At 63.1% G+C, this 11,445-nt stretch carries 10 protein-coding genes; 6 read left to right on the plus strand and 4 right to left on the minus strand.

From position 1 onward, the window contains the following. Positions 1 to 31 precede the first annotated feature (31 nt). The gene (locus tag AC1DXU_RS19355; RefSeq protein ID WP_477371537.1) at positions 32 to 2,410 is read left to right on the plus strand and encodes a polysaccharide biosynthesis tyrosine autokinase; all 2,379 of its coding nucleotides are present in this window, start codon (positions 32 to 34) and stop codon (positions 2,408 to 2,410) included. Between the two features lie 57 nt (positions 2,411 to 2,467). Here AC1DXU_RS19355 and AC1DXU_RS19360 read toward each other — a convergent pair whose 3' ends face one another. Both AC1DXU_RS19360 and AC1DXU_RS19365 read right to left on the minus strand, forming a co-directional pair. Beyond that, positions 2,468 to 3,169 (minus strand): metallophosphoesterase family protein, encoded by a 702-nt coding sequence (locus AC1DXU_RS19360; protein ID WP_477371539.1) that lies wholly within the window; start codon positions 3,167 to 3,169, stop codon positions 2,468 to 2,470. Positions 3,170 to 3,388: 219 nt separating this feature from the next. Next, positions 3,389 to 5,296 carry a propionyl-CoA synthetase gene (locus tag AC1DXU_RS19365; protein WP_477371540.1) on the minus strand — a complete coding sequence of 636 codons (1,908 nt, stop codon included), beginning with the start codon at positions 5,294 to 5,296 and terminating at the stop codon, positions 3,389 to 3,391. Between the two features lie 143 nt (positions 5,297 to 5,439). Here AC1DXU_RS19365 and AC1DXU_RS19370 point away from each other — a divergent pair, with 143 nt between their 5' ends. From AC1DXU_RS19370 to AC1DXU_RS19390, 5 genes are all read left to right on the plus strand, one after another. Then, positions 5,440 to 6,261 (plus strand): DUF2259 domain-containing protein, encoded by an 822-nt coding sequence (locus AC1DXU_RS19370; protein WP_477371542.1) that lies wholly within the window; start codon positions 5,440 to 5,442, stop codon positions 6,259 to 6,261. A gap of 14 nt (positions 6,262 to 6,275) precedes the next feature. Further along, the gene (locus AC1DXU_RS19375; protein ID WP_477371544.1) at positions 6,276 to 7,103 is read left to right on the plus strand and encodes a DUF2259 domain-containing protein; all 828 of its coding nucleotides are present in this window, start codon (positions 6,276 to 6,278) and stop codon (positions 7,101 to 7,103) included. Positions 7,104 to 7,722: 619 nt separating this feature from the next. Next, positions 7,723 to 8,010: a PqqD family protein gene (locus AC1DXU_RS19380; protein ID WP_477371546.1), complete on the plus strand. Its 288-nt coding sequence runs from the start codon at positions 7,723 to 7,725 to the stop codon at positions 8,008 to 8,010. Then, positions 8,010 to 8,444 carry a lasso peptide biosynthesis B2 protein gene (locus AC1DXU_RS19385; RefSeq protein ID WP_477371548.1) on the plus strand — a complete coding sequence of 145 codons (435 nt, stop codon included), beginning with the start codon at positions 8,010 to 8,012 and terminating at the stop codon, positions 8,442 to 8,444. Before AC1DXU_RS19380 ends, AC1DXU_RS19385 begins: the two co-directional genes overlap by 1 nt. Next, on the plus strand, positions 8,441 to 9,433 hold the full coding sequence (locus tag AC1DXU_RS19390) for a serine kinase (RefSeq protein ID WP_477371550.1): 993 nt from the start codon (positions 8,441 to 8,443) through the stop codon (positions 9,431 to 9,433). The genes AC1DXU_RS19385 and AC1DXU_RS19390 overlap by 4 nt, the downstream gene beginning before the upstream one ends. 38 nt (positions 9,434 to 9,471) lie before the next feature. On the opposite strand, the gene AC1DXU_RS19395 is transcribed toward AC1DXU_RS19390, so the two are convergent. Both AC1DXU_RS19395 and AC1DXU_RS19400 read right to left on the minus strand, forming a co-directional pair. Then, positions 9,472 to 10,425, minus strand: coding sequence for a formyltransferase family protein (locus tag AC1DXU_RS19395; RefSeq protein WP_477371551.1), 954 nt, complete (start codon positions 10,423 to 10,425; stop codon positions 9,472 to 9,474). Beyond that, positions 10,422 to 11,444: a nucleotidyltransferase family protein gene (locus AC1DXU_RS19400; protein ID WP_477371553.1), complete on the minus strand. Its 1,023-nt coding sequence runs from the start codon at positions 11,442 to 11,444 to the stop codon at positions 10,422 to 10,424. Before AC1DXU_RS19400 ends, AC1DXU_RS19395 begins: the two co-directional genes overlap by 4 nt. Position 11,445: the final 1 nt, after the last annotated feature.

Here is an 11,445-nt window from a genome sequence, read left to right on the forward strand (position 1 = left end):
CTAGCGCCTGCAACCTAGAATTGGACCGAAGATGAACTATGCCAACTTTCCTCTCGACAAGAGGATGCCATTGCCGAATTCAGATACGGGAAACGGTGAGGACTTCATCGACATCGAGCGTCTGCTTGGCATGGCTATGCGGCAGGCCAAGGTGGTGGCGGTGTGTGCGGTCATCGGTCTTTTTCTAGGCGTGCTCTATCTGCAGACGACGCCCAAAACCTACGTGTCGGTTGCCAGCGTTCTGATCGATGAGGGATTGAACAAGGTCGTTGATGAAGTCTCTGCCGCGTCTGTCAGCATGCAGACCGACGCCGCCCTGCTCAGCCAGATCGAGATCATCAGCTCGGCAAGGCTGGCGGCGGTGGTCGTCGACAAGCTGAAGCTTGACCAGAACGACGCGTTCATGAACCCTCCAGTGTCGGCCCTGGCGAAGGGCATCGGCTTTGCGCGCGGGCTGGTTGGCTATTTCCGAAGCAGTTCTGGCCCGGATATCCCCGGTCTCGAAAATGTCGACGCGGCGACGCGTGAGGCCATGATGGTCACCGCACGCCGCGACTACGCGACCCTCAAGCTGCAGAGCGAGATAGTGGCGCAGCGCAACGGCCGCAGCTACGTGATTGACCTTGGCTATCAGTCGACGGACCCGGCGCTCGCGACCGCAATCACCAAGGCCTATTCCGAGGCTTATCTCGCCGACCAGCTCAATGCGAGCTTCGACGCCACCGAACGGGCAGCAGTCTGGCTGCAGGGCAGGTTGACCGAACTCCGGGAAAGTTCGCAGGCGGCATCGCTGGCGGTAGAGAAGTTCAGGGCCGAGCATGGCCTGGCCGCCGGCAGCGATGGCCAGCTGATCAGCGACAAGCAAATTGCCGAACTCAACGCCCAGCTGATTGTTGCGCAGGCCGATACGGCTCGTGCCGGCGCCCGCTACCAGCAGTACAAGACCATCGTCGAGAGCGGCTCCGACAACGCGTTCAACGATTCCGCAATATCAAGCGATCAGCCGGCGAGTTCGGTAATTGCGACGCTCAAGGCCCGCTACCTGACCGTCACCAAGCGGCTGCAGGACGTCACGGCCAATTTCGGCGCCGAACATCCCCAGGCGGTCGCTTTGACCAAGGAAAAGGCCGATCTGTCGGCGCAGATCTTCGGTGAGCTGAAGCAGCTGACCGAAAGCTACCGCAACGAATACGAAGTCGCGCTGGCTCGCGAGACCGCGCTCAGGGCCAATGTCGCGGCGGCTCAAGGCAAGAGCTCCGTCGACAACCAGTCGCAGGTCAAACTGCGTGAGCTGGACCAGCAGGCAACCGCGCTCACCACGCTCTACCAGACCTTCCTCGGCCGCTATGAGGAAGCCTCGCAGCAGCAGTCCTTCCCGGTAGGCAAGGTCCGCATCATCTCCGATGCGACAACGCCGATGTCGGCGTCGGGCCCGCGCACTTCCAAGGTGCTGGCGCTCACACTCGTGCTTGGCCTCCTGCTCGGCGCCGGCTTCGGCGGCCTGAACGAATTCAACGAACGCTTCTTCAGAACCGGCGAGGATGTTCGCGACCGCGTCGGCCTCAAATTCCTCGGCTACCTGCCAACGATCGGCGGCAAGCTCGGCAAGGAGACTGACGACGCTGAGACGGGTGTCAAAGGCGCCAACACGCTGTCGGCTGCCGAGAGGCGGGCGCGCATGCGGGTGAGTGTCGACGCTCCGGCATCGATGTTCTCCGAAACGCTCCGCAACGCCAAGATCGCCTTCGATGTGGTGATGGAAGGGCAAGGCAGCCGGGTCATCGGCGTCATCTCGCTGCTGCCTGGCGAAGGCAAGTCGACGATCGCGGCAAATCTGGCCGGATTGCTTGCCGCCAATGGCGCGAAAACCTTGCTGATCGACGGCGATTTGCGCAATCCCGGCCTCAGCCGCAACCTTGGCATGGAAGCTGAGCAGGGACTGATGGAAGCGGTGGTCAACGGCCAGACCTGGCAATCGGTTGGCAAGATCGACCGGCAGACAAAGCTGGCCATCATCCCGGCCGTCCTGCGTGGTCAATTCTCGCATACGAGCGAACTTCTCTCGTCGGCGGGAATGCGGCGTTTCATCGAGAACGCCAAGGAGACGTTCGAGTATATCGTTGTCGATCTGCCGCCGCTGGGTCCCGTGGTCGATGCCAAGGCCTTCGCGCCTCTGGCCGACGGTTTCGTGCTGGTGACCGAATGGGGGCGCACGCCGCGTGCCATGGTGCGGTCGATGCTGGAGCAGGAACCGTACGTTGCCAACAAGATCGTCGGCGTCGTCCTCAACAAGGTCGATCTGAAGAAGCTGGCAAAATACGGATCGCTCGGCGGCTCGGAGAAATTCTTCGACAAATATTCGAGCTATTATCTGGAGAAATCGGACGTGCGGACGAGGGCCGCCGCCTAGCCCTGCGCGAGCTGAAAAATGCCTTGCAGCGCCCCCGCGGCGCTGCAAGCGGGACGCCTAGGAAAAGATGAGCTTGCCATGCTTGCCGGCGATCCTGACGGCGGTCAGCCTTCCGCTTTGGAAGGCGCCGGTGTCGATGTCGAGCCGACGCCCTTCGAGCCTTGGAGTGTCGACCACCGTGTGCCCATGCACCACCCAGCGGTCGAGAAGATGCGCGGCCTCAAAGAACTCGGAGCGGATGGTGAGCAGGTCGTCCTCGTCCTGCTCGGCGAGATCGATGCCGGGCCTGATCCCGGCGTGAACGAAGACGAATTTCTGCGAGCAGATCAGGACCGGCAGCGTGCGCATGAAGCTGACATGGCCGGCGGGAATAGCCTCCCGTATGCGTTGGTCAACCTCTTCGCTCGACTCATAGAGGTTGCTGAGGCGCGCCGGGTCGACACCGTAGGAGAACAGGGTTTCAAGTCCACCTGCCGCCAGCCACGGCTCTCTTGAAAGATAGCCGTCGAGATAGTTCAGCATCGCGACTTCATGGTTCCCCGCCAGGCAGACGCGCAAGAATCCCTTCGGCGGCGGCGCGATCAGATGGTCGAGCACGCGCGCCGACTGAACGCCGCGGTCGATGTAGTCGCCAAGCATGATGATGATCTTGCGTCCGCGGAAGGGCAACGCATCGAGCAGGATCTTCTGCTCCAGCGCCAGCAGCTCCTTGTAGCAGCCATGCACGTCGCCGATCGCGTAGACGACCGTATTCTGCATGTCCATTTCCAGGCGCTCGCGCGCCGCGGTTCGGGGTTTTCGCTGAAACAAGGCCACGGATTGAGGGCTCGATACCTGCTGAAATGGATCTCGGTGTTGAAGCGCGCTGCTAACCCGCGCTTGCGAAACGTCGATACCATGCCGGGTGTTGGAAATTCCATAACAGCGACAGGCCGCCATCGAAAGCCGGCGTGTCATGCATGGCGGCCGGGCGGTTTCCTAAATCCCTATCCCACGTCCCTTCAACGCCGCGCTGATCTCGTCGAGGATGACCGGATCGTCGATGGTCGCCGGCATGGTCCATGCCTCCTTGTCGGCGATCTTCTGCATGGTGCCGCGCAGGATCTTGCCGGAGCGCGTTTTGGGCAGGCGCTTGATCGTCACCACCGTCTTGAACGCGGCGACCGGCCCGATCCGTTCGCGCACCAGGGCGACTACTTCGCTCTCGATAGCGCCGACATCGCGGTCGACGCCGGCATTCAGCACGACGAAGCCGAGCGGGACCTGCCCCTTCATCGCATCAGCGATGCCGATGACGGCGCATTCGGCAACGTCGGGATGCGCGGAGAGCACCTCTTCCATGGCGCCGGTCGACAGCCGGTGGCCGGCGACATTGATGATGTCGTCGGTGCGCGCCATGACATAGAGATAGCCGTCCGCATCCACCATGCCGGCATCGGCCGTCTTGTAGAAGCCGGGGAACTCGTCGAGATAGGCTTGGCGAAACCGGCCATCGGCATTCCATAGTGTCGGCAGGCAGCCAGCCGGCAGCGGCAGCTTCACCACCACATTGCCGAGCGTGCCGCGCGGCACCTCATGGCCGGCATCGTCGAGCACGCGAATGTCATAGCCGGGCATCGGCACGCCGGGTGAGCCGTATTTCACGGGCAGCAGGCCAAGGCCGGCAGGGTTGATGGTCATTGGCGAACCGGTCTCGGTCTGCCACCAATGGTCGATCACTGGCACGTTCAGTTTCTGCTCCGCCCATTTGATGGTTTCCGGGTCGGCACGCTCGCCGGCAAGAAACAGGGTACGGAATTTCGACAGGTCGTATTTCGGCACGAATTCGCCCTTGGGGTCCTGCCCCTTGATGGCGCGGAAGGCGGTCGGCGCGGTGAACAGAGCCACCACGCCGTGCTCGGCGATCACCCGCCAGTAGGTGCCTGCATCGGGCGTGCCTATGGGCTTGCCCTCGAACAGGATGCTTGTCGCGCCATGCAGCAGCGGCCCGTAGACGATGTAGGAATGGCCGACCACCCAGCCGACGTCGGACGCCGCCCAGAACACCTCGCCCGGCTTGACGCCGAACTCGTTTTCCATCGTCCATTTCAGCGCGACCATGTGGCCGCCGTTGTCGCGCACGATGCCCTTCGGCTGGCCGGTCGTGCCGGATGTGTAGATGATGTAGAGCGGATCGGTGGCCAGCACCGGAACGCAGTCGACATTGGCGCCGGCAGCCCGCTCGCGGGCAACGGCGTCGGCGAAATCGATGTCGTAGTGTTCCTTCAGCTCGCAGCGCAGCTGGTCGCGCTGCAGGATCAGGCAACCGTCGGGCTTGTGCCGCGACAGCTCGATGGCAGTGTCGAGCAGCGGCTTGTAGGCAACGACGCGTCCCGGCTCCAGACCGCAGGAGGCGGAGATGATCAGCTTCGGCCTGGCGTCGTCGATGCGGGTGGCAAGCTCGTGCGAGGCAAAGCCGCCGAAGACCACCGAATGTACGGCGCCGATGCGGGCGCAGGCCAGCATGGCGAAGGCCGCTTCCGCCACCATCGGCATGTAGATGATGACGCGGTCGCCCTTGCGGATGCCGCGGTTCTTCAGCACCGAGGTCAGCGCCACCACCTCGCGCTTCAGCTCGGCGTAGGTGAACTTCTTGACCGTCCCGGTGATGGCGCTGTCATATATCAGCGCGACCTGGTCGGCGCGGCCGCCGGCCACATGACGGTCGATGGCGTTGTAGCAGGTGTTGCAGGTGGCGCCGTTGAACCAGCGGCCATAGACGCCCGCGCTGGCGTCGAACACGCTGTCGGGGGGCGAATACCAATCGATGGCTTTGGCGGCCTCGGCCCAGAACTTTTCCGGGTCGCTTTGCCAGCTCTCATAGACCTCGTGATAGCGTGACGCCATCCAACTTCCTTCCGCGAACGATTTGCCGTCTTTGGAAAGAGCCTAGCTGTTTTTCCCGGTCCTGTGCAATTTCGTCTTTCGCCGACCTCGCCTTGGCCGCAAATGCAAGGCAGCATGTCCAGGGCTGGAATTGGGGCTGGCACATGATGATTTTGCGCTGCGGGGTCAGGCGGGCTGCATTCGCGGCGCTGTTTTCGGCAATGGCGTCCTCCGCTCAAGCGGGCGATGGCGCCGCCGTCCATCTGCTCGGCTTTTCCAGCGACGGTCGTTACTTCGCCTTCGAGCAATATGGCACCGAAAGCGTCGCCGGCATGGATTACTCGGAAACCTATGTGATCGAAGTCGCGACGAGCAGGCCTGCCGGCGGCACGCCGCTGGTCATCGACACCACCACGGTCGACGACAGTCTTTTGCAGGATCCCAACCGGGATCCGCTCGCCATCGTCCGGCTTGAAGCGAGGAAACAGGCGGCGCCCTTGCTCGCCCGGTTCGGCATCGGCTCCGCCGGCATCGAGCTTGGCATCGTCGCCGCCAGCCGCTCGCGCGAGACCACGCTTTCCATCGCCGACGAGACCGACGGGCGGCAATCGCCGGTGGTCAAGGCATTGCAGCAAGCGGCGGTCGCGACAACGCCGCTCGATGCCTCGATGTTCGGGGCTGGCGCGCATATCGACCTGCACGAATTTGCCGTGGATTTGGCCGCCGGCACGTGCGCCGACTATGGCTACAGCGCCAAAGGTTTCACGCTAACTCTGGAGCGCGTTGGCAAGCAGTCGCTTGCGCTTGGTGCCAGCCCGTCTCCGCAGGCAGGTGACGGCTGCCCGCTCGGCTTCGGTCTGGCGGAGGTGCATGCCTTGCAGCTCGCCGACAATTCGATCGCGCTTGCGGTGCTCGTGCAACGCTTCGAATATGTCATGGAAGATCCTGACCGCCGCTTCATGGCGGTGACCGCTCTGGTGAAATGAAGGAGGGGGAGCTCATGCTTCGTCGGCGAATCATCACATCGCCGCTGTTTGTGGCGGTTCTCGGCGCAGGTCTGGCATTGTCTGCCGGAACCGCTCAGGCCGGCGATGCCGCGGCACGGCGCATCGTCGGCTTTTCGCCCGACGGCAACTACTTCGCCTTCGAGCAATACGGCACGCTCGACGCCGGAGCCTCGGATTCAGGCTATTCGGAGATCGACATCATCGACACCCGCACCGATCAGTTCGTCGGCGGGAAACCCATTCTCGTCGTCGACGAGTCGGAAGAGTCGACACTGACCCTGGAGCAGGCGCGGGCGCAGGCCGCGGCGCAGGCGGCGCCGATCCTCGCCAAATACGCCATCGCGGCGCGCGGCGAACGCACGGCTTCCGACAAGTTCACCTTTCCCGACGACATGGTCGACTACAACGACATTTCCCGCCTCGAGCAGGTTTCGCAGAAATGGCTCTCGCCGCTTTTTGATGAAACCGGCATTTCGACCATTCAGCTCGAGCAGATCCTGGCCGACAGCAAGACGGATTGCTCGGCAAGTTTCGACGAGGCCCAGCAAGGCGACTCAGCGCTTCAAGCCGACAAAACCGGCAAGGCGCTTGGTTTCCGCCTGACGCTGCAAGGGCAGGATGGCAAGCCGTTCAAGCTGCTGCACGAGGACAAGACTGTGCCGGGGTCGCGCAATTGCCCGACCTCCTACAGCCTGTCGGAATCCTATGAATTCACCCCGGAAGGCAAGCCGGCTGTGATTGCCGTGCTGGTGCAGCGTTTCAGCCAGGGATTCGAGGGGCGCGACCGCCGATTCATCGCCGTCACCGGGCAAACGCGCTGAAAAAGCGCTGCTTGTGACCAGGCATCCGGGCAATCTCAGGCCGCCCCTGAACGGAGCGGCACCCGGGCGGTCAATGGTTCTTGATCGTCCTAGAGCGGCAATGCCGCGAGCATGAGGCCAACACCGCCAGCGATCAGTATGGCCGCAGCCAAGGCTTTCCTGTGCCGTTCGAACCCGGTCGGGGCCCGATCCCAATTGTAACGCATACTCTAGTCCCCCAAACACTCGGCCGACTCCATAGCTTACTCTGGGTAAGAAAAGCAACACCGCGCCTCAATCCGCTTCGCCGACTTGACAATGCGCAGTGCCGGCTGTCTCGTGAAATCGTGAACTATTTTCAGGGGGATCTTGTGAAGAAGACTTATGAAAAGCCTGCGCTGAACAAGCGCGAGAAGCTGTCCCAGACGGTAGCGTCTCCCAGTTCAGCACGCTGAGATCAAATCCCCATTCCAAAAGCCCGCTTCGTTGAACGAGGCGGGCTTTTGCTTTGCTGGATCAAGTGGATCCGATTCTGACTGAAACTGCCGCTGCTCGTGCCGCGATGCCGCTGGACAATGGACAGCGCAGCATTGCCGCGCTAATTGCTCTCCAGCAAAACTTGCCTATCTGGAGCGGGTCCGTGGTCGAAATTGCATCTGAGACGGTTCTGCGGCTGGTGGACGACGCCTCGGTCCAGCATGTCGGCGACGGCGCCGTCGTGCTTCTGGCGCGCAGCGGCCAGCTTTACACCTGCAACAGCACCACCGAGGCCTTCCTCGACAAGGTGGATGGCGCCCGCAGCCTCGACCAGATTGTCGCCCTGCTTTCCGACGAATTCGAGATCGACAAGGGCACGCTCGATCAGGACATGGCAGAACTGGCGGCCGAGCTTGTCTCCGAAGGTATCCTTGCCGACCCGGGCGCATGATGGCAGACGGTCCTTTGTTGCGAGCGCTGTTTCGCGGTCATTTGTGGGCAAGCGCCCGGCTGATGCCGGTCCTGATAGGCCATCGCAATTTTGAGGCCGTGCTCAAATGGGCGCCGCTCAGTTCATCGACCCCTTACCGGGGTCTGCCGTCTTCCTACATCGTCGCCCGTGTCAACCGCACGGTCCGGCATCCATGGCTGATGCGTGATCGCCGATGCCTGCGGGAAGGACTGCTGGCGCATCGCTTCCTGCGCTTTGCCGGCTTCGATCCGGATCTGCGCTTCGGCGTCGACCCGAAGTCGATGCATGCGCCGCGCATCGCGGCGCATTGCTGGGTTTGTCTCGACGGCCGGCCGGTGGTCAGCGACAGCCTTCCCGGCATGGTGGAAATCTATCGTCACCATGCCGACGCCGGAAAGGCGCACGTCGCTTGACCAGACCCGCCGCCTCCGGCCGCTATGCCCTCAACGGACAGGTCATCGGCATCACCGCCGAAAGCTCGGATCTTTGGCGGGATTTTGACAGAATGGTTGCCAGCCTGCGCGTCAGCGAATCGGCCGAGCCGGGCTTTCGCATCGATATCGTCGAGACAAAATCCTTGCCGGAATCGCCGGACGGCTCGCTTGCTTTCGATGGCGAGGTGCCCGAGGACGGCCATTGCCGGATGATCGACAATGGCGCCGTCATCCATCTGATTTTCCCCGGCAGCCAGACCTGCTCGATCCATGCCGGCGAAGGCTGGGCCAGGATCTACGTCCGCCCGGATACGAAGATCGTCTGGACGCTGTGGATGCTGGTGCTCGACGCGGCACTCGATGCTGGCGGCCAGCATATGCTGCACACCGCCGGGCTGACGCTGCCGGGCAGCGATGCCCTCGTGCTGATCCATGCGCCGAGCGGCACCGGCAAAAGCACGACATCGCTGGCGCTGGCCTCGCAAGGGTTCGGCCTCTGTTCGGACGATGCCATGGTCCTCAGCCTCGTTTCGGGCAAGGCTCTCGCCTGGGGCCTGCCGCGGGCTGCCAAGATCCATCGCAAAACCGCCGAGATGATCCCGCTCGTCCAGCCATGTCTCGGTCCCTCGTGGGATCGCAATGGCGAGCAGGCCGTCTCGCTCGAACGCCTGCGCGAGATCATACGCGTCGAGGACACAGGCCCCAGGCCGGTCGCGGCGCTCTTCCACCTAGCGCGCTCGGCCGATCGCCAGAACCGGCTGGTCGCCATGGCCAAAACCGACGCGATGGTGGCGCTGACGGCCGATAATGTCAGAACCGGCATGACCGGTCTGCTGCCGCTGCAGAAGCGCCGGATGGCGACGATCACCAAATTGGTTCTGGCCGTTCCAACCTTTACGCTGCAAGTCGGGGCGATGCCGGCCGACGCCGCGCCGCTGATCCGCGCCGCGTTGGCGGTACAGGGCTGAGCGCTCTCCATCTTCTCTGCGCCGGCGCTTTCGAAGGGTCAGCGTAGGGTGCGAAGCCGGCTCACTATGCGCTGCAATTGCACCAGCAATTTGGAGAAGCCATTGTAGACGAGGTGGGCAAAGCGGCCGTCGGCGCAATCGAATTCGACCCATCCCCAGCGTCTGACCGGCGCCTTGCCTGTCGCCGGCCCAAGCCGGCGGATCGGCTGCGCCAGCCGCACCAGCCTGCCATTCACCAGGACGTGGATGGCAACGTTGCGTCCGGCAACACGCCACACGCGCGCAACATCGCCGCTCGACCAGTTGTTGTCGATGACGAGCGGTGCCCGGGCGAGTTGTGCCCAGGTGAAATCCCCCGTCGGCTGTGGCTTGCCGAGAAGCGCGCCTGTGCAATGTTCAGGCGCGAACTCCGTCACCAGCGTCCTCATTCCGCTCGCCAGCGCCCGCGAAACAGTTGCCGCTGAACTCCAATCCTCGCCGGAAAAAGCAATCTGGGCCAGGATATCGCCTTCGTCGAAGCCGGACGTCATCTTGTGCAGCGTCACGCCGCCATGGATTTCATGCTGCCGGTCGATGATCAGCCGCTGGATTGGATGCGGCCCCTTGTAGTGCGGCAGCAGCGCCGGATGCAGGTTCAGCCCGCCCCTTGGAAACAGCTTCAGCACAGCGTCCGGGATGAGGGCGTTGAAGCCAAAGCAGACAAGAACGTCGGCGCCGAGACCGGCAAGACGCCGTGCGAGCGCGTCCCAGTCATGCGGCCGGCCGAACTCGATCAGCTGGACTAGTGTGCCGCCGAGATTGCTCTTGAGCGCAAGCTTGCGCCTCAGGCGCCGCCGCCAGGTGCCAACGCTGAAGCGCTTGTTGCGGCGTGGCGCAGGCACAATGATGGCGGCGATGCGATGGCCCTTCTCCACCCAGCCGGCGAGCATCGGCCCGGTAACGGCTGAGATTTCGAGAATGAAAACCGCCGTAATCGGCTTGTCCGGGCTCATGCAAAGTGCGGCTTGGCTTTGGCCAGTCTCTGGATCCAGCGAAAGGCGTCGCGGCGCAGGCGCGAGCGCATCTTGTCCCTGGAGTTGACGCCGAGCAGTGTATCGCGGGTGATCAGCCGCCTGGCGAGCCGGATACCGAGGTCGGGTTTGATCCGATCGGCAATATCGAGCGCGCGCCTTTCATCGAACAGCCGGCCGGTGACGTTGAGCACGGTTGCCAGTTCGAGCTCGATACCGGTCATCCGCGCAGCCTCGAGCAGGCGCGCTTCCGCGTCCGGCGATCGCAGGGCACGCACGCCCTGCAGCACGTCGACGCACAGTTGCAGCCGGTGGAACTTGTGCCCGCCGGCGGCATGGACAATGGCGATGGTCAGCATGGCGGCCGGCGTGTCGGTCGCGTCGCCGTCGATCGTGCGCAATTCCCTAAAGCCCAGCGACAGCCGCCGCCGCATGCCCGAATCATGCACCAGATTGCCGTGCAGTTCGATCATCAGGCTCGAATTCTCCTTCTCGAGCCATTTGAACTCCTGCAGCTCATTGGATTCTGCTTCGTTGCTGCCGAGCTCGAAACCGCAGGCAGCGATCACCCGGTTGGCGTCGGCCAGATGCGCCGGGTCGACGAGGATGTCGATGTCGGTGAAGGGCCTGTCGGCGAGATGGCGATAGAGCGTCCGTGCAAAGACCGGGCCCTTGACGATGCGTGCTGGAATGCCGCCTGCGGCCAGCGCCTTCATGATGCGGTCGCCATGGTATTGCAGCAGCATCGACTGGCCGATGACCAGCGTCGACTTCTGGCGCAGGTCGGACAGCGTCTCCATCAATCCGACGTCCTGAGGCAGATGCGCGTCGCCACGCTCTTGCAACTTGCGCAGCATGATCGGCAGGATGCCGTGGAATTCGGCATTGGCCAGCAGGGCCGACAGGGTTTTTGCCGCGGGAGCGCCGCCGGCCAACGGCGCCTCGGGGTCCGCATAGTTCAGCAGCAGCTTTTCTTCGGCAGGTGTAAGTGGTGGCAGCATG

This window comes from Mesorhizobium sp. P3_A10, from assembly GCF_056403175.1.

Coding starts and splice junctions, on each gene's coding strand:
- AC1DXU_RS19355 (WP_477371537.1), top strand. CDS start 32: ATGAACTATGCCAACTTTCCTCTCGACAAGAGGATGCCATTGCCGAAT.
- AC1DXU_RS19360 (WP_477371539.1), bottom strand. CDS start 3,169: ATGCAGAATACGGTCGTCTACGCGATCGGCGACGTGCATGGCTGCTAC.
- AC1DXU_RS19365 (WP_477371540.1), bottom strand. CDS start 5,296: ATGGCGTCACGCTATCACGAGGTCTATGAGAGCTGGCAAAGCGACCCG.
- AC1DXU_RS19370 (WP_477371542.1), top strand. CDS start 5,440: ATGATGATTTTGCGCTGCGGGGTCAGGCGGGCTGCATTCGCGGCGCTG.
- AC1DXU_RS19375 (WP_477371544.1), top strand. CDS start 6,276: ATGCTTCGTCGGCGAATCATCACATCGCCGCTGTTTGTGGCGGTTCTC.
- AC1DXU_RS19385 (WP_477371548.1), top strand. CDS start 8,010: ATGGCAGACGGTCCTTTGTTGCGAGCGCTGTTTCGCGGTCATTTGTGG.
- AC1DXU_RS19395 (WP_477371551.1), bottom strand. CDS start 10,425: ATGAGCCCGGACAAGCCGATTACGGCGGTTTTCATTCTCGAAATCTCA.
- AC1DXU_RS19400 (WP_477371553.1), bottom strand. CDS start 11,444: ATGCTGCCACCACTTACACCTGCCGAAGAAAAGCTGCTGCTGAACTAT.